The organism is Paenibacillus sp. CCS19 (genome assembly GCF_033239625.1).
Classification (GTDB): Bacteria; Bacillota; Bacilli; order Paenibacillales; family Paenibacillaceae; genus Paenibacillus_T.
Genome location: NZ_BTCK01000003.1, coordinates 19,054 through 38,861 on the forward strand (window position 1 = coordinate 19,054; position 19,808 = coordinate 38,861).

The following is a 19,808-nucleotide window of genomic DNA, read 5'->3' on the forward strand; positions in this document are numbered from 1 at the left end:
GAATAAGCCTTGACGGCCCTGACGCTTCAAGGGGCAGTCCTATCCGAGCTTCTACTGCGGCTCAGGGGGGACTGTCTCTTTTTAAACGACTACTATTCAGAATCACCCGAAATGCCCGCATAGAACAATAGGTATTTCTCCAGCATGCCGCCCCAATACGCCCCGTTGTGTCCGCCGGGTGTGCTCGACCAGACCACGTCGGCATTCTGTTCCTGCAGCAGCTCGTAGAATGCGTAATCCTGCACGGAGAGCTGATCGTTAGCCCCTGCATCGAGGTAGATCTTCATGTCTTGCAGCCTGCTAGGGTCTTCAGCCAGCTTGAAGGGGTCTCGAAGCGAGCGCAAAGCATCATTCGCGTAGAGCCAATCTCGCTGGTCGGTAAACTGGTCGCTGGACGTATAGTTCCATAGGGCGGCGCTGTGTGCTCCGATTTTGCTAAACAAGTCATGATGATTCAGACCAAGGTACAACGAGGCGTAGCCGCCCATGGATATACCGCCAATGGATCTGCTTGCTCTGGAAGCTTGGGTGCTGTAATGCGTATCGATGTAGGGGATGACTTCTTGCATCAAATAGTCTTCATAGGGGCCGATGCTGACGCTGCCGGGGTCCTGGCCTTCGCCTGGTTTGGAGTTGACGCCGAAGCTGTTGCGGTATTCCGGTTCAACGATAATAAGCGGTTCGATTAGGTCGCTCTGGATAAGACGATCCATAACCGATTGGAGACTGAGGTAGGCTGCATAGTCGCCATAGCTTCCTCCGTAGCCGTGGAATAAGTAGAGCACAGGATACTGGGCATCGGTGCTGTAGCCGGGAGGAAGGTAGACGGATGCGTGCATTTCCTGGCCGAGCAGCTTGCTATCCATACGGATTCGCTCAACGGTCGAGCTTAGGGACGATTGCTTTTGTTCGGAGGGAATGGAAGCGGGTTCAGGTGCATTCGTGGAGCTGCCAGCGGAGGCAGGAGCTTCCGACTGAGGCGTGGACGATTCCGGGTAGAAGGCCAGGATGAGCAAACAGATAGCGGCAAATAAGGCTAGGCTTACAACATACTTCATAAGAGGAGGGCCCCTTTCTCGCGAATGCAACAATTACTAAATTATTACATAAAAGCAAGTGATAGAACAGATCATAGAGTCCCGCATTGAGCAGTTGGAGCGGTACGTTTGTAAAAAAACCACCGCACGAAGCTAGGCTTCGTACGGTGGTTTAAGTTTGCGGTCCGTGCGAATCAGCGGACGATTTCTTGTCCGCCGATCCATACGCGCTCGAGCTCCAATTGGTCGCTCAGCAGCAGAACGTCGGCCCGTTTGCCGACTTCCAGCGTACCCGTAACGCTGTCGATGCCGAGCTGACGAGCCGGATTGGCGCTTGCCATGCGGCTCGCGTCCGCAATCGGAACGCCAATCTCGCGAACCATATGCTGCAGCGCGCCGATCATCGTGAGCGTGCTGCCCGCGAGATTGCCGGAGTTGGTCAGCCGCGCAACGCCGCATGTCATCGTAACCGGGAGCTCGCCTAAGCGGTAATCGCCGTCCGGCATGCCTGCAGCAGCCATAGCGTCAGTGACGAGGATGACACGGTCAGGTCCTTTGGCGCGGCGCAGCAGCTCGATGCCTGCGGCATGAACGTGATGGCCGTCGGCGATCACCTCGGCGATGATACGGTCGTCGGTCAGGACGGCGCCGACCGTGCCCGGCTCGCGGTGATGATAAGGGCGCATCGCGTTGAACGTATGGACCGCGTGGCGCAGCCCCCGATCCGCCGCTGCAATGATCTGGTCATACGTCGCATCCGTATGACCGCACGCGGGGACGATGCCGTGGCTGTCCAAGCGTTCGATATAATCGAGCGCGCCCTCCGACTCCGGCGCGAGCGTCTGAAGCCGGATGACGCCGGGATAGCGGCTCACCCACTCCTCGAGCCATTCGGGTTGCGGCGGCAGAATGTATTCGGGATTCTGCGCGCCCTTCCACTTATCGCTGACGAATGGACCCTCGAAGTGAACGCCGAGCACTTGCGCATATGGCATAGGCGCTGCCATGAACCGGCTGACGCGGTCGAGGACATCGGTAAGCTCATCGCGGGATGCTGTCAGCGAAGTGGCGAGGATGCCTGTCGTTCCGTGGCTTGCGTGAAATCTGGTAATCGCGCGCAGCCCTTCTTCGTCGGCATCCATGAAATCATGCCCCGCGCCGCCGTGAACGTGAACGTCGATGAAGCCGGGGAGAACCCAACTCCCGTTGCCGTCGATGACCTCGATCTCGCCGAGTGCTGCAGGCGCTGTTCCACTGCCCAACGACTCAATGCAGCCGTTGGACAGCTTCATCCAGCCATCCTCCAGTACGCCATCTGGCGTAACAAGTTTAACGTTCTTCAGTATGAGCGGGTTTACAGCTGTAAGGCCGCTCATGCCAGCTTCTCCGCTGCCGCCCGATCGAGAAGCACAACCAGATGCGGATGCGTCTGCAGCAGGGAAGCAGGGCAATCGGTCGTGATCGGCCCTTGCAGCGCACGCTGCACAATGTCGGCTTTGTCCGCGCCCTTAACGACAAGCAGGATCATCTTCGCCTTCAGAATCGTACCGACGCCCATCGTGATGGCCTGGCTGGGCACTTGATCGATAGAATCGAAGAAGCGAGCATTCGCTTGGCGGGTTTCTTCCGCAAGGTCAACGACATGCGTTCCCCGAATGAGCGCATGGGCAGGCTCATTGAATCCGATATGGCCATTATGTCCAAGACCTAACAGCTGAAGGTCGATTTGGCCGGCGTCTTCGATCATCTCGTCATAGCGAGCGCATTCCGCTTTCGGTTCCGGTGCGTTGCCATTCGGAATATGCGCTTGAGTCAGCGGGATATCGATATGATCGAACAGATGCTGCCTCATGTAGGAGCGATAGCTTTCGGGATGGTCGTCAGGCAATCCGATATATTCGTCCAGGTTGAATGTCGTGACGTTCTTGAAGCTGAACATGCCGCGCTTGAAATCGCTCACCACATGCTTATACAGGCCGACCGGCGTTCCGCCTGTCGCCAAACCCAGCACTGCACGCTTATTTGTTTGTACAACGCCTGTAATGATGCCTGCGCCGGCTTCATTCAATTTGTCATCCGAATCGAAAGTGAGGATATTCATAGGGTTGTTCGCTCCTTTTTTCCTGTAAATTGTGTGACCGTTTGGAAGGATCGCTCCAGCCGCGGGACATAATCGTCGAAATGCTCGCTGACAAGGCCAGTGAATAGAATGTCGATCACATGCAGCATGGCCATCCGCGATGCCATGTCTCCCCGGCGCATGCCGGCTTCAGAGGAGGACGTGTACAGCCGGATATTCGCGTGATCGGTCAATCCCTCGGCGCCGAAGCGGGTGATCGAGATGGTCGTCGCGCCTCGATCGGCGGCGCACCGCAGCGCGTTAATGGTTTCAAGTGTCTCCCCGGAATAGGAGATGCCGATGGCAACATCATGCTCCGATAATGAAGAAGCGGAAGTGAGCTGCATGTGTGAATCCGTGAACACGGCGGCTGCCTTACCGATTCGAATGAGCTTATGGAAGAAATCCTGCGCGACGAGACCCGATGTCGCGGCCCCGTACAGATCGATCCGCGAGGCGGCGTGCAGGGCTTCAATCGCTCTGCGAAGCTCTGCGATGTCTAGGATGTGCGTCGTGTCCGTTATCGATCGGAGATGATTGACCGTAATGGCCGATACGATGTCGGCAAGCGGATTGCCTGCCACAATGTCCTGATATTTGGTTGTGTCAGGGGGCTGCGCCAGCTCGCCTGCAAGCTGCATTTTGAATTCGGTGAAGCTCTGAAACCGAAGCGTGCGGCAGAACCGCGACACCGTCGCCGTGCTTCCGCCAGCTTCCTTGGCGAGCTCAGTAATCGTCAGACGAGATGCTTCCTGCGGCCTAGAGAGGAGGTAAGCCGCCAGCTCTCGTTCCTTTGGATTAAAGCTGTCCATTTTGTCACGAATAGTCGTTAGTAAGCTCACATTTGCGGCTCCTTTCATTGCAAGAAAATAAATTTCACAGTTTCTTTATATTTTAAGAAAATAATTTTCAAATAGCCTGCTTCTAAGATAACGGATCTCTCAGCAAACCGCAACTGTGAAAAGTTATCCCTCGACTAGACAAAAGTTTCCCATTGACGAAAGCGCTATCTTTTTTTATATTTGTAACGGTTACAACAACGGCGTGTTACTGCGAACGCAGGCATGAGCCGAGAAGAGGATCCAACCCTTAACAGGGAGTGGCGCCTTTTCTCGGCTTTTTTCGTTGCAGATTCGTGTAACCGATGTTTCAAAGGGAAATCTAACGATACGGGGAGGGATTAGGATTGACGTCGAGCGACAGCATGAAGGTGGAGAAGATCGTCGGTAACAATGTTGTGCTGGCGGTAGATCCGCTAAGTTCCAAGGAGTACGTCCTATTCGGTAAAGGCTTGGGGTTCGCCTGTAAGAATGAAGCAGTGATCCGTAAAGACGACACCCGTATCGAGCGAAGATATAAGCTCGACGAGGGGGATTCAAGAGAACGGTACGAATCGCTAGTCGACGACCTTGATCCGGACGTCATCGAGGTTTCGGAACGCATTATCGAAATGATGAAGGAGAGGCTCGGTACGCCTGTCCATCCCAAAGTGTACTTCGCTCTTCCCAATCATATTCAATTCGCGGCTTATCGGCTTCGCAATGGGATGGCGATCAATAATCCGTTCCTGCTCGAGACGAAGCTGGGCTTCCCGATGGAATTCGAGATCGCAGGCATTGCGGCGGAGATGATCGGACGCAAGCTTGGCATTGAGGTGCCGGAGGATGAAACAGGCTTTCTGGCCTTGCACGTTCGTTCCGCATCGGTGACGATGCCGGTCGGAAGGCTGGCGCTTCTGGCGGCGGCCATCAATGATACGGTGGCGCGGATCGAGAGCGGGCTGCGCATCGACATTCCGAGGGACAGCAGAAGCTATCTCAGGCTCGTCGCCCATCTGCGCGAAGCATTCGAGTCGTTGACGGAGGGGCGTCAGGCCAAGAACCCGCTCACAGCGCATATTCGCGAAAGCTACCCGGACGAATTCGGCATCGCCTCAGATGCGATTCGCTTGGCTGCGGATGCACTTGGATTCGCAGGTTCAATCGAGGACGAGGCCGGATATTTGGCATTAGCCCTGAATCGGTTCGTTCAGACATTCGAAACGAAGCAGCAGTAGCATTTTACAACTAGACAAGAGCAAGGGGTGCATGAATATGCTAGGCAAATTATTCGGTAACAGCAAAACAAAAACGATGACGGTGGAAATCGCCGCGCCGCTCGCCGGGAAGCTTGTTCCACTCGCTGAAGTGCCGGACGAAGCGTTCTCGCAAGGCTACATGGGGCCGGGAGCAGCGATTGTACCTACATCAGGTACCGTAACAGCGCCGTTCGATGGGACGATCGGGCATCTGATCGATACCGGGCACGCTGTCGTTGTCGAACATGAATCGGGGCTGGAATTGCTCATTCATGTCGGCATCAACACCGTCGAGATGAAGGGCGAGGGATTTAAGCCCTTGGTCAAAACCGGAGACAGCGTGAAGAAAGGGCAGCCGCTTATCGAGGTTGATTTGGAACGCATTCGCGAAGCCGGCTATTCCGTCGTGACGCCGATCGTCGTCGCGAACGAGGACATGACGGAGTCGGTAGACAGCGCAAGCGGCGATGTCGAAGCGCAAGCGCCGGCAATTCTAAAGGTTCATCTCAAGTCAGGAAAATAACATTTGGCGAGAAGGGGAAATCCATTTATGTTGGCATTCTTGCAAAAGATCGGTAAATCATTGATGCTGCCCGTTGCCGCTTTGCCGGCTGCGGCGCTGCTGCTCCGTTTCGGCAACATCGACTATGTCAAAGATTTCGGCTGGGGATCGGTTGGCGATTGGATCAACCATTATATTGCGCCGTTCCTTGCGGCCGGCGGCTCGGCGATCTTCGATAACCTGCCGTTAATCTTCGCGATAGGCATTGCGATCGGGATGGTAGGCGACGCCGTGGCGACGCTTGCGGCTGTTATCGCTTACCTCGTTCTACAGAATGTGCTGGAGAAGGTGCCTGTTGCGTTCAGCGGAATCGTCGGCAAAGATATAAAGCTGGATATGGGCGTACTAGGCGGCATTCTGGCAGGCCTCATTGCATCGTACATGTATAAACGATTCCATGATATTAAGCTGCCGGATTGGCTCGGATTTTTTGCCGGCAAACGGTTCGTTCCGATCATTACCTCGTTCGCGATGGTTATCGTGGGCCTGTTGTTTGGCTTGATATGGGGTCCGGTGCAGAATGCGCTGGACGAATTCGGCAACTGGGTTGTCGGTCTGGGCGGCGTTGGCGCCTTCATCTACATGACGGCTAATCGACTGCTGATCCCATTCGGCTTGCACCATGTCATCAATTCCATTGCTTGGTTTCAGATCGGCAGTTACACCGATGCGGCCGGCAACGTCGTTCACGGCGACCTGCACCGCTTCTTCGCCGGCGACAAGTCTGCCGGACTCTTCATGACAGGCTTCTTCCCAATGATGATGTTCGCGCTTCCGGCAGCGGCGTTCGCGATCATTCACACGGCGAAGCCGGAGAAACGCAAGGTGGTTTCGTCTATCTTCGTAGGTGCGGCGTTCGCCTCGTTCCTGACAGGTATTACAGAGCCGCTTGAGTTCGCGTTCATGTTTGTCGCGCCTGCCCTGTACGTTGTTCACGCTATTCTGTCTGGCGCATCGGGCTGGCTGATGGCCTACCTTGGCGTCAAGCATGGCTTCGGCTTCTCGGCAGGTTTCCTAGACTATGCGATCAACTATCCGCTGGCAACGAAGCCGCTCTTGATCATTCCGGTCGGTATCGGTTTTGCTATCGTTTATTACTTCCTCTTCCGGATTATCATTGTGAAGTTCAATCTTAAAACGCCTGGACGGGAAGATGGCGAACTCATCGCAGATGGTCAGTTGTCGGAAGGTAAAGGCGCTGACGCACAGCCTGCGAACGATAAGCCGGGCCAAGTGCTCGCGGCGCTTGGCGGTCCGGGCAACATCGAATCGATTGATGCCTGCATCACCCGCCTTCGCCTCGTCGTGAAGGATGAGAAGGCAGTGAACGATGCCGAGCTGAAGAAGCTGGGAGCATCCGGCGTCATTCGGTTAAGCAAAGGCGCGGTACAGGCCATATTCGGGACGCAGTCCGAGCGTTTGAAAGACGATATCAAGAAGAGACTATAGAGATTCAGATATAGGAGGCAGGAGAAACCATGCAGAGAACATTTACAGTTGAGAATCCGACAGGCATTCACGCACGCCCTGCGCGCAAAATCGTGGAAGCCGCAAAGTCGTTTGACGGAGACGTGTTTCTGGAGAAGGGCGGAAGCCGGTTCAGCGCGAAGAGTCTGGTGAAAGTATTGTCGGTCGGCGCCAAACAGGGCGATGCGATCGCTGTTATTGCAGAAGGAGAAGGTGCCGAAGCGGTCATCGATGCAGTAGGCGCAGTTCTCGTTCTGCAGGAAAGTCACTAATATGAGTAAGGCATTGCAAGGAACACCTGCATCTTCCGGCATCGCAATCGGATACGCTAAGGTGCTTCGTACGAATATAGCTGCGCCTGCCGCGAGCAAGATCGATCCTGCAATGGCGGAGGCTGAAGCGGCAAGATTCGATGCGGCCGTCTCGACAGCTGCCGAGGAGCTGGAAGCAATCAGGACGAAGCTTCTGGGGGACGGCAAGGAGCATGAAGCCGAGATCTTCGAAGCGCACGCCTTTTTGCTTGAGGATGAGGAATTGGTCGGAGCTGCTCGGGAGAAAATAACAGCTGAATTATTCGATGGTATATCGGCAATCCTCGAAACGGCGAAGGAAGTTTCCGAGGTGCTCGGCGCATTGGACGATCCGTACCTGCGCGAACGGTCCGCAGACGTGCTCGATGTCGGCCGCCGGATTGCGCGCCTGCTGAGCGGGGAACAAGCGGTTGACGCTGCAGGGGGAGATTCGCTAGACGGCGTCGGTGCGTTAGATGCTCGAGCGATTATCATCGCGGAGGACTTAACGCCATCCGAGACAGCCGGCCTCGATGCGTCGACTGTCGCCGGATTCGCGACGGCTGTGGGAGGGGCAACCTCTCACTCTGCGATCATTGCTCGGTCAGGCGGTTTTCCCGCTGTCGTTGGCATCGGGGAGGGTCTGATGGATATACAGAATGGACAGCTCGTCATCGTGGACGGCGGGGCAGGTCTCGTTCTTATCGAACCGGATGCGGCCATGCTTGCCGAATACGAAACGCGTCGTCTGGCAGCGGGCGGAAGACAGGTTGAGTATGACATGTTCCGTGACCGGCCATCCATGAGCGCGGACGGCGTTCAAGTCGAACTTGTCGCCAATATCGGCTCCTCGGCAGATGCGAAGGAAGCGCAGCGCAAGGGTGCGGAGGGCATTGGGTTATTCCGTACGGAGTTTCTGTTCATGGGACGCGACACGCTGCCTACCGAGGATGAGCAATATGAAGCGTATCGGACCGCGGCCGAAGCGTTCGGCGCGGATGCGCCCATCGTGATCCGCACGATGGATATCGGCGGCGACAAGGAGCTTCCGCTGCTGGAGCTCGAGAAGGAAGATAATCCGTTCCTTGGCTACCGGGCGATTCGGATTAGCCTCGACCGTCCGGAGCTGTTCAAGACGCAGCTTCGCGCCATCCTTCGTGCGAGCGCGCATGGCAATGTGAAAGCGATGTTCCCGATGATTGCAACGCTTAAGGAATGGCGTATGGCTAAGCAGCTGTTAGAGGAAGCGAAACAGGAGCTGTCAGCGAAGGAAGTTCCGTTTAATCCGAACATGGAGACCGGCATCATGATCGAGATTCCGGCTGCGGCGATGATGGCGGACCGGCTTGCACGAGAGGTCGATTTCTTCAGCATCGGCACGAATGATCTTGTGCAATACACGATGGCGGCCGATCGGATGAATCCGAAGCTGTCGACCCTATCCGATCCGTTCGCTCCAGCTGTAATGCGGCTTATCGACCGTGTGATAACGGCGGCCCATGCCGAGGGCCGATGGGTCGGGATGTGCGGCGAGATGGCCGGTCATCCACTCGCGCTTCCTGTTCTGCTCGGGATGGGACTTGATGAATTCAGCATGAGCGCCGGCTCGGTGACCCGTGCGCGCTGGCTGTTGGCGCGGCTTGATCGGGAACGGCTGCAGAGCCTCGCGAGAGCGGTTCTTGATGTGGACGACGCTGATGAAGCGAAGGCGCTCGTACTGAACGAAGTGCCGGAGTTACGCGAGATCGTGTGAACGGGCAGTACGCCGCTTACTTGCTGATTTTAAACAATAGTATCTCAAATAAGAGCGCTGCCCATCGAGGGAGGCGCTCTTTTTCTGTTGCGCACAACATTACTCGAAACAATGATTTTCGGAAATTAGTTGCAATAGCATCCTATCTGGCATAAGATGAAATTAGTTGCAATGACATCCTATATGAAGGAGGAATCCCATTGAGCGATGAACGCTGGCATTCGAATAGCAGCACAGTGGAATCGCACGGGCAATATATCTCTGCGATTTATCGCCACATGCAAGTTGTCATTTCAGCGGAGCTGGCGCCGTATCGAATTGGAAGCGGGCAGTACATCTTTCTAATGGCGATTGCGTCCGGACAACCGATTACGCAGAAAGCGCTGAGCGAGAAGCTGCTCATTGACAAGACGACGACCGCTAAGGCGATTGGGAAGCTGGAGTCAGAGGGTTATGTGCGGAGGGAAGTCGATCCTGCGGATAACCGGTATCAGCTGATTTATTTGACAGAGTCCGGACAAGAGGTTGTGCCGCAAGTGCAGGAGGCGCTGAACCGCGTAAAGAGCAGGACACGGAAGGGCATTAGCGATGAGGAGTATGATGTGCTGTTAGGGCTGTTGAAGACGGTGCTTCGCAATTTGAGCGAGTCCAATCCAATCGAATGATTCTAGGGAGGGTATCATGATGATCGCGTACCCAATTATTGCAGTGGAGAACTGCAAGGATGAAATTCAGTATTATCAAAGCGTGCTGGGCGGAGAGATCACGATTCTGCGTAAGCAGGGAGACGATGTGCTCAATGCAGACCTCAAGGTTGATGGGGCTGTCCTTAAGTTTAGTGATACGAGAGCAGCGAGGCCAACCATAAGAGGCGACTACGTGAGAGTGTTTCTGCAAATCGATACAGAGGATGATTATCGACGAATCTACGGGGAGTTTGCGACCGGCGGGACGATTCATACGGAAATATATGAGGCGCCGTTCAATGGATTATTGGGCATCGTGTCTGACCGCAACTGCGTAAGCTGGGTTTTGTCCTATTATCGATCGTAGTGCCGACAGCCGTAACAACTACAGGGTAACGATGTTCATTCCATTCACCGCACCCTGCATGGGAAATGTCTATTGCTCAAAAGAACTAAACGCGAATATCGATGCTGCTGCCGTCAGTTTGCGCCTTTGATGACGACGTTTTGCCGGTGATGCTGTCTTGAGACGGTGCGGACGGGGCTTGCGCGCTGGAGCCTGAACCCTTTTGCTTTTGCGCGATTTGAAGCTCGATCTGCTGGATCTGCTGTTGAATCTGCTGAACCTTATTCTGCTTCGTCTTCGCATCATCCTTGCTCTGTTGTTCCTGCTTAAGCTCGTCTTGCAGTTTGTCTCTCTGCTTCTCTAAGTAAGCAGTATCACTCGTGCTGGAGCCGGAGGAATAAGATGCTGCCGAAGCAGTGCCGCTGACGCCCGAAATAGAGAATCCCATTGGTTCCACGTCCTTATCTTATAGCTTAGATGCTGGTGATGCCGGAACTGCTCGAGTTCCATAAAAACAGAAGCGATATGACAAGCGGAAAAGCATACCCACATCTTAAATCGGCGAGCTTAAACCCCGCTGAATGTGGCCTGAAAGTTTGACAGGTTTCGACAATGCGGTGAACCTCAATACATCGTCTCGGGGCATTGAATCCTAGGCGGTGTATTTTTTATTTCAAGAAAACCGTTGGCTCTTGCCAAGACTGCTTTCGACATTCGGTAAGCAAAAACTTAATATATATCGGCATCTCGCTTTACTGTTCGGGTTTACAATCAGGGGATTACGCTACCGAGTTGGAAGGCGGTGAAGCGATGACAGCATTACAACGGTGGGCGCCATTGATGCTGAAAGCTATTCTTGTGGTCGTAATGGTGTTCTTCGTCGTGCGAAGCGTCCCGTTAAGGGCAGCGGACATTCCGGATTACCTGATGCGCGCAGATTACCGATTTTACTTGTCGATGTTCGTATTCGCAGTATTTCTGATGCTGCAAGCGAGCATATGGGTGCTGATCGTGAACGCTGCAGGAGCAGGAGGCGAACGGGATGATCGACGGGAGAGCTCCAAGCTGGGGCTGCTTACTGGGCTGCGTATCTTCATCGACTCGCAATTCGCCAAGTACATACCCGGCGGGTTCTGGAACTACGCAGGTCGCATTGTGCTCGCAACAAGGGCAGGCGTCCCCCTGCAGACGCAGCTGGCATCGATTATCTACGAGAATGTCCTATTGGTATCCGCGGCACTCGTATACGCGCTGCTGCTTGCCTTAAGTCTAGACATAAGCCCCGTGCCGCTCGTGTCAGCCGCAATTATCGTTATCGCTGCAGCCTATTTATTTTATGACCACGTCATGACTTGGATTGGCCGCCTATTCATGCGGGCCTCCCGGTGGAAGCTGCTAAGCAAGCTGCTCTCTAAGGTGCGGAAACCTTCTGAATCGGCATCCGTTGGCGGTACGGTCGCAATGCCTCGCAACTACTTCTTCGGGTTTTTGGTTTGTTTTCTAGGCAGCCATTTTGTAATGGGGATTGCGTTCTGGATGCTGATTAACAGCTTCGGCGCAGGCCGGATTGGCCTATTATACGCCGCAGGGACATTCGCCACCTCGTGGCTGCTCGGGCTGCTCAGTCCGCTTCCGGGAGGGCTTGGCATAAGGGAAGGCTTCCTCGTCTACTTCTTATCACTGAAGCTGGGTACAGATGCGGCGCTGCATATTTCCGTTATTGCTCGGCTGTGGAACATCATGGCGGAAGTGACTTTCTGGTTACTCATTAAAGCGGTTAGCCATCTACCGAAAAGGGTGAAAATGTATGAGTAGAAAAGTGGTTCTCGTAACCGGTGTTTTCCCTCCTGGAATTGGCGGTATGCAGAATTATTACTATAACCTATCCAAGCACACCAAACACCATATGACGGTTCTCGCGCCTGACTATCCGGGCAGCGACTCATTCGATAAGGGCCAGCCGTTCCGCATTATCCGTGGACCGTTTATGCGAGGAGAGCGTGCAGACGTCACGAGCTGGGGGCGGCTGCTGCGCTATGTGCAAAGAATGCACCGTAACGAAGACCCGGATATTACCGTATACGGATACATATTGATCGGCTTCATCGGTCTGCTGCTGCGGGTGTTCAGCGGCCGGCGGTATGTGATCTCCACACATGGCATGGATATGCTTATGTTTCGGAAGTATTTCGGATTAAATCAGATCATTAAGCTCATTCTTCGTCGGGCGGATGGCGTACTGACGAACAGCGAGTATACGAAACGGCTGGTTGAACAATATGGGGTAGATCCGAGCCGGATCGGGCTCGTAAATCCAGGAGTCGAGGCGATTTTCAACCGTGAGGTGAAAAATGCAGAGCTGCTGCGGCAGCATGGACTAGAGGGAAAGTACGTGCTGCTGACCGTTGGCCGACTGGTCACGCGCAAAGGGCATGACCGGGTGATTGAGTCCATGCCGGCCATTATGCAGCGAATTCCTAACGCCGTCTACGTCATCGTCGGGGATGGTCCGGAACGCGGACGCCTCGAGCAGCTAGCGAAGAAGATTGGCGTTTCGGAAGCTGTTCGGTTTGTAGGCAGCGTTGATGGGAGCGAGCGGCTGAACGACTATTACAACCTCGCCGATCAGTTCATTATGGTATGCCGGGAGCTGGAGGAGGGCGATGTGGAGGGATTCGGCATCGTGTATCTGGAGGCAGCCTCTGTAGGGGTACCAGTCATTGGCGGCAAATCCGGCGGTGCATCGGAGGCGGTGCTGGACGGCGAGACGGGATTGCTCGTTGCGCCGGAGTCTCATGCGGAGATTACGGCTGCGATTGTCCGTCTCGCTGGCGATACCGTGCTAAGAGATCGGCTTGTGCAGGAAGGCTATACGCGTGCCAAGACGCAGTTCCAGCACGAGAATCTCGCGGAAGCGTTCGACCAATATATCGGATGGCTCTGCGGACGTCCGGCGCGAGGCAAGAAGCGCGCCGAAGGGCCGGCGATTGGGAGATTGCGATCTTAAATATAAGGAGAGCATGACCTGTGGGTAGGTCGTGCTTTTTTTTTCAATAAGCATGGGCATTACATTGGCTTACGGTAGGATATATACAACTAAATAGATTTATGAGAAGATCAGAATATTATATCCTAATATTGGAAGGTTGGAACAAATGAGGACTAAAGTTTCGATTCTAATCACACTTGCCCTCTTTACTTTTGCAACATTTAATAACTCTTTTAACTCTGTTACAGCATCAGAAATGAAGCAGGCAGACGCATGCCAGATTGTATCGGATAGCGGCAGTACGTTGGTGATAGGCGACCATTATTTGGGGCATGCTGATTTTTATGTTTTCTGTGGAGGAAGCAGAAGTGATGGCGATTTAGCAGACCAGGCAATATTTAATGTGAATCCGACCTATCTAAACACAACGAAAAAAAGTGCAGGCCGTTTATCTGTCACCGCTAAGGAAGCAGGCAATCTCACAGTACGAGCGACTATGCCAGATAAAAGTGTCGTATCCTATTGGGTCACGGTGATGACGAAGCTACAGTATGATAAAGTCCTCGGTCCTAAAGAAATATCAATCGACGAGGCATTAATACTATTCCGCATGAAATTCAACGATGTGAATGGTGAGTATGGTTATAGTCGTATCTATTCCGATGGCAGCTACGTATTCTCGAATCAAACTAGAGAAGAATCACTTGGAGAAAGTGAAATTTTCAGAGTCGATCCTATAACAGGTACCGTATATGGTTATCTTGACGATGAATATGTCGATAATCTGATGCTTGATAAGCACGACCCGCCTTATAGCATTGAACAAAGCGTACAGTTGCTGAAGCAGCGTTTCTTAAAGAAGGTTCCTGCTAATCAAACGGTAGAGGCAACCGGCAACTATTCGAAGGGATGTATCGAAATTGGTGTATTCTCGCTTGTAAAATCAGCAGAGACTGGCAAGATGGTAGCAAATTATCACTCGCATTACACAACCTATCTGGTCGATCCAGCAACCGGAGATGTATTTAACGCAAATCCCTCCTATGCTTATAAAGGATCTATATCCACTACCAAGGTTACTCGGACCAAGAATAGGTCGATTTATTATAATGACATGCTTCAGGACTACTATCGCAGCCTCTCTTCTGCTGTAAATGATAACAATTTACGCTCATTAGAGAGTATTCTTAGACCTGACAGTAGTATCGATAAGCAGCAACGCCAATTTGCTAAGAGTATGTATACTAAGGGTACGAAAGAGCAGTTTGGTAAAACGTATAAGATCGACCACACGGAACAAGTTTCGTCGAAGATCGTTAAAATTTACGTTGAGGAAGAAACCTCTGTTACGCCGAAGAACGGGAAAAACCGTATCGTAAAAGAAAAATGGATGTATCAGGCCGAGAAAGAAGCCCACGTGTGGCGGTTTACAGCAATGAGTAGATGGTAAAGCGGTAGAAGGTGTATTTTCAATAATATCTTAGTCATATGGAGGAGGACTGACGATGATATTCGTAGCTTTGCTTAGAGGCATTAACGTGGGCGGCAAGAATAAGGTCGATATGAAGAAGCTGAAGCTTACGTTCGAAGGGATCGGCGCAACGGATGTCGTGACCTATATTAATACGGGTAACATTATATTCAGGGACGATGCTCGCTCCGTCCAGCAGCTCAGTGAACAATTGGAGGCAGCGATAGCCGTAGACTTTGGTCTGACGATCAGAGTTATGGTTCGTACGATGGATGAAATTAAGCGCATCATGGACAAGCTGCCTGAGCACTGGACGAATGACACGGATATGAAGAGCGACGTTCTTTACTTATGGGATGAGATCAATGAAGAAGCTGTGCTTGAGAAACTGATCATTAATGCTGAGGTCGACCGCGTTAGTTATGTGGATGGTGCCGTATTCTGGTCGTACGACCGCGCTGATGCGGACAAGAGCGGCATGAACAAGATGGCGACCAGCAAGAAAGTCTTCCAACAGATGACGGTGCGAAACGTAAACACGGCGCGCAAAATATACGAGCTCATGCAAGCTGCCGAGCAGAAGCAGCTTACTAAGGGATGAGTATGGCCGCAGAACGTCCTATTACGATCTTAATAACCGGAATCATGGCCAGCGGTAAATCAACTGTCGCGCAGCTGCTTGCTGAGCGTTTTGAGAAATCGGTGCATTTGCGCGGAGATATTTTCCGAAGAATGATCGTCAACAACCGCAAAGAGGTTCATCCGGACGCGGGCAGTGACGAGCTGGATCAGCTGCGATTGCGATATCGGCTGGCTTCGCAGTCCGCAGAGACGTATCATCGAGCAGGGTTCACCGTTGTGGTGCAAGATGTCGTCGTTGGACCGTTATTGAATGACTTTCTCTCTTACGTCAATAACCGTCCCTTGTACATAGTGGTGCTCTGTCCTAGCACGGAGGCGGTCGCCTTAAGGGAGGCTGCTCGTTCCAAGAAGGGCTATGGCGCTTGGACCGTCGAGGCATTGGATCGCGTGCTGCGAGACGAAACGCCCCGAGTCGGGTTATGGCTGGATACAACTACCCTGACTGCTGAGGAGACGGTAGATGAAATTATCGCGAGATTGCAGGACGAGGCATTAATAGAGAATTAATCGTTGGACACAAAGTGTAAGGACAACCCATGCGGAGCACGGCGGAGAAGCCGATGCTCTTTTTTTTGTGTGTCGGTCACAATAACCTTCCACAATCCACTATATGATTACACAAACTACTATACGGTATAGAGTAGTTATGGTATAAATACTGTGAAAGGAGAATGATTTTGGATATTAACAAGGAAATGCTCAAGGGCTATATCGAGAGCGTCATCTTAAGTCAGCTGAGGCATGAGGATCATTATGGCTACGAGATTTGCCGACGGATCCGGGACATCAGTGAACATACATTCGAGATTAAAGAAGGAACGCTGTACATCGTCCTGAAGAGGCTGAGAACAGTCAGCTGGTGCAGTCGTACTGGAATGAAGACGATGAGAGCGGCGGCGGAAGACGACGGTACTATCGAATTACCGAAGCGGGCATCGCGTATCTGGCCGAGAGGAAGCAGCAGTGGTTTTTTTTCAAACATATGATGGACATGTTCTATAAGGGGGTCTGACGTTGGATCGGATTGAGAGCTATATCGCTTCGCTTAGTAAACATGTGCAGCTGGAGCCGGAGGAATTAGAGGGGTTCAAGCATGAGATTAGAAGCCACCTGCGTGAATCGATGAGAGCGCTGCAGCAGGAGGGCTATTCGCAAGATGAAAGCTTGAACATCGCGCTGCAACGCTTTGGTGAAGAAGAGAAGATTAACGCGGAATTCAGGAAGCTGTACCGATTCCAGAAGGGGGTCAAGAAGTCGCTGCTGCTCGCCTCCTGTCTGCTGCTTATGTTATCCGTTCTATTCGTTCTATCGTCCCGAGCTCAAACCGATCGGGATAGCAACGACTTCGACAACATGCTTCACGATTACCATAACAATCTCGAGGGCAAGATCGCTGACAGCAGCATAACGAATGCCGAGATGGAGGCCTATTTCAAGAACCATAAACGCATTCTGCGAGGCGTGGCGCTGCTGCAGACGGAGAATGGTCAGAAGACAACCGAATATGCTTATCCGAGCGACATGAGTCTTAGCAACCCTGATTCAGAGCCCTATATCCCATTTCCAGTGGAAAATAATAATCCGGCGAAGAAGCTGGAGTTTCGCGTAGACTTGGATCGATCCGCCTTGTTCTCCCCGCTGCCGGATATGATGACAGTATCGGCGAAGGTCTGTTTCGTCCTGTACTGGGTGCTATTCGCACTGTGGAATGTGTTCAACGCCCAGCGGGTGGGACGGTTAAACCTCTTCTGGGGAATCCTGTTCTTCACGTTGAATATCGCGGGTTATCTCATCTTCCTACTCGTTGAGCGAGTAAGCGTAGGAAGGCTTAAGACGGCAATGTGAGGAACTGTAGTTTGCAAAATGAAAACAATCGGTCAGGGCCCCTGACCGATTGTTTTTTTGATAAGATCAACTTTCTCTTATGTCCCCTGCGTCGCCCCGTTCACATAAGTGAACCACAGCGTATCCAGCGCGCTTTGCCCTGGATTGTAGGTGAAGAAGTACTCCACTTTATCGCATGCGGCTGCTGGCCGAGACCGAGCATAAGATCGTCGACGTGACGGACATGGTCGGCTACGAGAGCTACAAGAGCTTCACGCGACGCGATAGGCATGCAGCCGAATGAGTACCGTCAGCAGATGAGGCGAAAGGCGGAGTAAGAAGAAGGCGACTCAACGAGAACCGCCTTTTTCGAGTCGCTTAATGATAGTTAAATGACTTGCTTGTAATGACGTTGCCGTGGGAGTCCAGACCTTGTACGGTGTATTCATCCCGATGATCCCGATGGAATGGAAGTGGGGCAAACCAGTAGGTGTACCCCTCCTGGGAAGGTATGATCGCCGCGCTATGCTGCATCCCTTGTCCGTCCGTTACTCGGACATCGGAAATGACGGGGTCAACGACAATTCCATGGAATAGACCCGTTGTCTCCAATGCGCTAAATGCGGTAATTAATTCATCCTCTGCTTGTTCATAAAAGACCCCTTCTTTATCTCTCCTAAAGCTTGCGCCGACAGCGCCTGCCCATTCCCACGGTTTCCACGGCTGCATGGTCTGCTCAAAATTATCGATACGCAGCGTTACGATCTGAGCGTCGGGGGGATCATTTCGTCTCGCGATGACGGGTTTGCCTGTGACCTTGGTAATTTTTTCGGAGAAAACCAGTGTAGACTTATCACTATAGTTCTGCACATACAGCACATGAGAATCAGGGCTCTGCTGGTTCACCAACTGCTGCCACTCGCTGTTAGCGAGCGTAGAACTGGTCGCAACGGTTGGCGGCTGGATGGACTCTCTCTCATTAACAAACAGAATGAGTCCCAGCACGCATGCCATTGCAAGACCAATGAAGGACAGTCTGCGTGGTACGGAGACCGTCTTACGCGTTGATGATATTGCGTTCGTCGTGATCCTCACCGCCAATTGATCGGTAAACGTCTCCTCTTTCAATGGGTTGTTCTGCAGCGCACCGTACCAGTCGGGATTCGGTTGATTCATGACCATTCCTCCTTCAATAACGCGGACATCCGCTTGCGTGCTCCGAACAAACGGGACTTCACCGTACCTTCGGGAACTTGCAGAATAGCGGCTATTTCTTTAAGAGAAAGCTGATACTTAGCATGGAGTACAATGACCTCTCGGAACTTAAGCGGAAGTTGGAAAACCTGCTTCCAGACGTTATTCGCTGCCTCTTTCTCTATGTACGATTGTTCTGCCGAATGAGAATAATCGTTAGATGTTATGCCGACTAGCAGCACTCTCCGGAAGAAGGCCGTGTTTCGATAGTTGTAGCTGATGTTTCGAGTTATTTTCATTAACCATGTCTTGACGGAAGCCTCTCCGCGAAAAGAAGTAACATGCCGATACACCTGAATAAAAACATCCTGTGCAATGTCGTCGGACATGCTCCGATTCTTAGTGATGGAGTAAGCATAGTTCCATACTTCTTGTCCATATTGCGCGATAAGACCTTCTAGCGTTTGCGGATCCATTGCAGTCAAATACTTTAATGAATCATGACTCAATCCTGATCACCTCGATATATAGACAGCATACAGCTTCTTTTGGTTCATTTTAATTAAAATTACAATATAACCCTTAATGAAATGATATAACTTAGCATGAGGGTGGGTGTCTTGTTGCAGTTTAGGGCTGTCAAGAATGGCTTAAAGCAAACTGGCAATAGGTTACGGGAGCGACGATTCGTATAATAAGGTTATAACCTGCTTAGCGGAATTTGGCGTGGGGCAGAACGGGGGATACGATGACACGGAAGTTACCTTTATTTATCGTGACAGGAGCCAGCGGCGTTGGGAAAACGACGGTTATGCAGAACTTAAGGGAGCTGCTGCCCGAGTTTGTCGTCTTCAGCACGGATAACGATAATTTCGGTACAACGGCGGCCAAGCTGGAGTATCAGGACCGTTATAATCTGCTGCTGCACTGTGCGAACGCCATTGCGAAGTCGGGAAGAGGAACGATTATATGCGGGACGGTTATGCCCTGGGATGCGCAGAAATGCGATACATATGAGGAGTTCAGTGAAGTATGCTTCATCAACTTGCACTGTGATGATGCAACTCGCAATTGGAGGCTCCGGAATCGTGAGGATCGAGCAACATGGACGGACGACATGCTTAAACAACATGAGCAATTCGCCCAATGGCTTCTGGATAACGCGGAGACGGCCTACAACCCGCCAATGCCGATCATAGACACGACATCAACGCCGCCATATGAGGTCGCCGAGCAGATTAAGCGCTACATTGCTGCCAAGTGGAATGAAAGCAAGACAGGAATAGAATAGAGGCTTCATTATAATAAAAAAGCTCGCCAATCCTTCCAGCCCCACGGGGTCAGTCGGATC

22 protein-coding genes are annotated in these 19,808 nt (G+C 52.3%); 15 read left to right on the forward strand and 7 right to left on the reverse strand.

The window, feature by feature from the left end; genetic code table 11:
* Positions 1-92: 92 nt before the first annotated feature.
* The 4 genes from SBI19_RS03635 to SBI19_RS03650 all read right to left on the reverse strand — a co-directional run bounded on the left by SBI19_RS03635 (position 93) and on the right by SBI19_RS03650 (position 3,998).
* Positions 93-1,058 (reverse strand): alpha/beta hydrolase, encoded by a 966-nt coding sequence (locus tag SBI19_RS03635; protein ID WP_317965049.1) that lies wholly within the window; start codon positions 1,056-1,058, stop codon positions 93-95.
* A gap of 173 nt (positions 1,059-1,231) precedes the next feature.
* On the reverse strand, positions 1,232-2,413 hold the full coding sequence (nagA, locus tag SBI19_RS03640; protein ID WP_317965051.1) for an N-acetylglucosamine-6-phosphate deacetylase: 1,182 nt from the start codon (positions 2,411-2,413) through the stop codon (positions 1,232-1,234).
* Entirely contained in the window at positions 2,410-3,138 is a 729-nt protein-coding gene (nagB, locus tag SBI19_RS03645) for a glucosamine-6-phosphate deaminase (protein ID WP_317965053.1), read from the reverse strand. The genes nagA and nagB overlap by 4 nt, the downstream gene beginning before the upstream one ends.
* The gene (locus SBI19_RS03650) at positions 3,135-3,998 is read right to left on the reverse strand and encodes a MurR/RpiR family transcriptional regulator (protein ID WP_317965055.1); all 864 of its coding nucleotides are present in this window, start codon (positions 3,996-3,998) and stop codon (positions 3,135-3,137) included. Before SBI19_RS03650 ends, nagB begins: the two co-directional genes overlap by 4 nt.
* A 344-nt stretch (positions 3,999-4,342) precedes the next feature.
* Between SBI19_RS03650 and SBI19_RS03655 the strand changes: the two genes are divergently transcribed.
* From SBI19_RS03655 to SBI19_RS03685, 7 genes are all read left to right on the forward strand, one after another.
* Entirely contained in the window at positions 4,343-5,212 is an 870-nt protein-coding gene (locus SBI19_RS03655) for a PRD domain-containing protein (protein ID WP_317965057.1), read from the forward strand.
* Between the two features lie 37 nt (positions 5,213-5,249).
* Positions 5,250-5,756 carry a PTS sugar transporter subunit IIA gene (locus SBI19_RS03660; protein ID WP_317965059.1) on the forward strand — a complete coding sequence of 169 codons (507 nt, stop codon included), beginning with the start codon at positions 5,250-5,252 and terminating at the stop codon, positions 5,754-5,756.
* A 27-nt stretch (positions 5,757-5,783) separates the two neighbouring features.
* Positions 5,784-7,244 carry an N-acetylglucosamine-specific PTS transporter subunit IIBC gene (nagE, locus tag SBI19_RS03665; protein WP_317965061.1) on the forward strand — a complete coding sequence of 487 codons (1,461 nt, stop codon included), beginning with the start codon at positions 5,784-5,786 and terminating at the stop codon, positions 7,242-7,244.
* A gap of 29 nt (positions 7,245-7,273) precedes the next feature.
* The gene (locus tag SBI19_RS03670) at positions 7,274-7,534 is read left to right on the forward strand and encodes an HPr family phosphocarrier protein (protein ID WP_317965063.1); all 261 of its coding nucleotides are present in this window, start codon (positions 7,274-7,276) and stop codon (positions 7,532-7,534) included.
* 1 nt (position 7,535) lies between these two features.
* On the forward strand, positions 7,536-9,305 hold the full coding sequence (ptsP, locus tag SBI19_RS03675; RefSeq protein ID WP_317965065.1) for a phosphoenolpyruvate--protein phosphotransferase: 1,770 nt from the start codon (positions 7,536-7,538) through the stop codon (positions 9,303-9,305).
* Between the two features lie 200 nt (positions 9,306-9,505).
* On the forward strand, positions 9,506-9,970 hold the full coding sequence (locus tag SBI19_RS03680) for a MarR family winged helix-turn-helix transcriptional regulator (RefSeq protein WP_317965067.1): 465 nt from the start codon (positions 9,506-9,508) through the stop codon (positions 9,968-9,970).
* Positions 9,971-9,986: 16 nt separating this feature from the next.
* Positions 9,987-10,358 carry a VOC family protein gene (locus tag SBI19_RS03685; RefSeq protein WP_317965069.1) on the forward strand — a complete coding sequence of 124 codons (372 nt, stop codon included), beginning with the start codon at positions 9,987-9,989 and terminating at the stop codon, positions 10,356-10,358.
* Positions 10,359-10,443: 85 nt separating this feature from the next.
* Here SBI19_RS03685 and SBI19_RS03690 read toward each other — a convergent pair whose 3' ends face one another.
* The gene (locus tag SBI19_RS03690; protein ID WP_317965071.1) at positions 10,444-10,785 is read right to left on the reverse strand and encodes a FlxA-like family protein; all 342 of its coding nucleotides are present in this window, start codon (positions 10,783-10,785) and stop codon (positions 10,444-10,446) included.
* Positions 10,786-11,147: 362 nt separating this feature from the next.
* Between SBI19_RS03690 and SBI19_RS03695 the strand changes: the two genes are divergently transcribed.
* From SBI19_RS03695 to SBI19_RS03725, 7 genes are all read left to right on the forward strand, one after another.
* Complete coding sequence (locus SBI19_RS03695) at positions 11,148-12,152, forward strand: lysylphosphatidylglycerol synthase domain-containing protein (protein ID WP_317965073.1); 1,005 nt, start codon at positions 11,148-11,150, stop codon at positions 12,150-12,152.
* Positions 12,145-13,344, forward strand: a complete 1,200-nt coding sequence (locus tag SBI19_RS03700; protein WP_317965075.1) for a glycosyltransferase family 4 protein — start codon at positions 12,145-12,147, stop codon at positions 13,342-13,344. The genes SBI19_RS03695 and SBI19_RS03700 overlap by 8 nt, the downstream gene beginning before the upstream one ends.
* 148 nt (positions 13,345-13,492) lie before the next feature.
* The gene (locus SBI19_RS03705; protein WP_317965077.1) at positions 13,493-14,776 is read left to right on the forward strand and encodes a TcaA NTF2-like domain-containing protein; all 1,284 of its coding nucleotides are present in this window, start codon (positions 13,493-13,495) and stop codon (positions 14,774-14,776) included.
* A 55-nt stretch (positions 14,777-14,831) separates the two neighbouring features.
* Positions 14,832-15,398, forward strand: a complete 567-nt coding sequence (locus tag SBI19_RS03710; protein WP_317965079.1) for a DUF1697 domain-containing protein — start codon at positions 14,832-14,834, stop codon at positions 15,396-15,398.
* A complete protein-coding gene (locus SBI19_RS03715) occupies positions 15,395-15,946 on the forward strand; it encodes an AAA family ATPase (protein ID WP_483312239.1) in 552 nt (183 codons plus the stop codon). The genes SBI19_RS03710 and SBI19_RS03715 overlap by 4 nt, the downstream gene beginning before the upstream one ends.
* Positions 15,947-16,116: 170 nt before the next feature.
* Positions 16,117-16,425, forward strand: coding sequence for a PadR family transcriptional regulator (locus SBI19_RS03720; RefSeq protein WP_317965081.1), 309 nt, complete (start codon positions 16,117-16,119; stop codon positions 16,423-16,425).
* 28 nt (positions 16,426-16,453) lie between these two features.
* Complete coding sequence (locus SBI19_RS03725; RefSeq protein ID WP_317965083.1) at positions 16,454-17,284, forward strand: permease prefix domain 1-containing protein; 831 nt, start codon at positions 16,454-16,456, stop codon at positions 17,282-17,284.
* Between the two features lie 357 nt (positions 17,285-17,641).
* Here SBI19_RS03725 and SBI19_RS03730 read toward each other — a convergent pair whose 3' ends face one another.
* Entirely contained in the window at positions 17,642-18,439 is a 798-nt protein-coding gene (locus SBI19_RS03730) for a hypothetical protein (RefSeq protein ID WP_317965085.1), read from the reverse strand.
* Positions 18,436-18,966: an RNA polymerase sigma factor gene (locus tag SBI19_RS03735; protein WP_317965087.1), complete on the reverse strand. Its 531-nt coding sequence runs from the start codon at positions 18,964-18,966 to the stop codon at positions 18,436-18,438. The genes SBI19_RS03730 and SBI19_RS03735 overlap by 4 nt, the downstream gene beginning before the upstream one ends.
* A gap of 239 nt (positions 18,967-19,205) precedes the next feature.
* On the opposite strand from SBI19_RS03735, the gene SBI19_RS03740 reads away from it, so the two are divergent.
* Positions 19,206-19,748 carry a P-loop nucleotide/nucleoside kinase family protein gene (locus tag SBI19_RS03740; protein WP_317965089.1) on the forward strand — a complete coding sequence of 181 codons (543 nt, stop codon included), beginning with the start codon at positions 19,206-19,208 and terminating at the stop codon, positions 19,746-19,748.
* Positions 19,749-19,808 lie beyond the last annotated feature (60 nt).

Bases quoted from the DNA above. Each gene is read 5' to 3' on its own strand.
- nagA (WP_317965051.1), bottom strand. From the start codon at position 2,413: ATGAGCGGCCTTACAGCTGTAAACCCGCTCATACTGAAGAACGTTAAA.
- SBI19_RS03685 (WP_317965069.1), top strand. From the start codon at position 9,987: ATGATGATCGCGTACCCAATTATTGCAGTGGAGAACTGCAAGGATGAA.
- nagE (WP_317965061.1), top strand. From the start codon at position 5,784: ATGTTGGCATTCTTGCAAAAGATCGGTAAATCATTGATGCTGCCCGTT.
- SBI19_RS03695 (WP_317965073.1), top strand. From the start codon at position 11,148: ATGACAGCATTACAACGGTGGGCGCCATTGATGCTGAAAGCTATTCTT.
- SBI19_RS03730 (WP_317965085.1), bottom strand. From the start codon at position 18,439: ATGAATCAACCGAATCCCGACTGGTACGGTGCGCTGCAGAACAACCCA.
- SBI19_RS03660 (WP_317965059.1), top strand. From the start codon at position 5,250: ATGCTAGGCAAATTATTCGGTAACAGCAAAACAAAAACGATGACGGTG.
- SBI19_RS03700 (WP_317965075.1), top strand. From the start codon at position 12,145: ATGAGTAGAAAAGTGGTTCTCGTAACCGGTGTTTTCCCTCCTGGAATT.
- SBI19_RS03670 (WP_317965063.1), top strand. From the start codon at position 7,274: ATGCAGAGAACATTTACAGTTGAGAATCCGACAGGCATTCACGCACGC.
- SBI19_RS03690 (WP_317965071.1), bottom strand. From the start codon at position 10,785: ATGGGATTCTCTATTTCGGGCGTCAGCGGCACTGCTTCGGCAGCATCT.
- SBI19_RS03705 (WP_317965077.1), top strand. From the start codon at position 13,493: ATGAGGACTAAAGTTTCGATTCTAATCACACTTGCCCTCTTTACTTTT.
- SBI19_RS03740 (WP_317965089.1), top strand. From the start codon at position 19,206: ATGACACGGAAGTTACCTTTATTTATCGTGACAGGAGCCAGCGGCGTT.
- SBI19_RS03710 (WP_317965079.1), top strand. From the start codon at position 14,832: ATGATATTCGTAGCTTTGCTTAGAGGCATTAACGTGGGCGGCAAGAAT.
- ptsP (WP_317965065.1), top strand. From the start codon at position 7,536: ATGAGTAAGGCATTGCAAGGAACACCTGCATCTTCCGGCATCGCAATC.
- nagB (WP_317965053.1), bottom strand. From the start codon at position 3,138: ATGAATATCCTCACTTTCGATTCGGATGACAAATTGAATGAAGCCGGC.
- SBI19_RS03715 (WP_483312239.1), top strand. From the start codon at position 15,395: ATGAGTATGGCCGCAGAACGTCCTATTACGATCTTAATAACCGGAATC.
- SBI19_RS03635 (WP_317965049.1), bottom strand. From the start codon at position 1,058: ATGAAGTATGTTGTAAGCCTAGCCTTATTTGCCGCTATCTGTTTGCTC.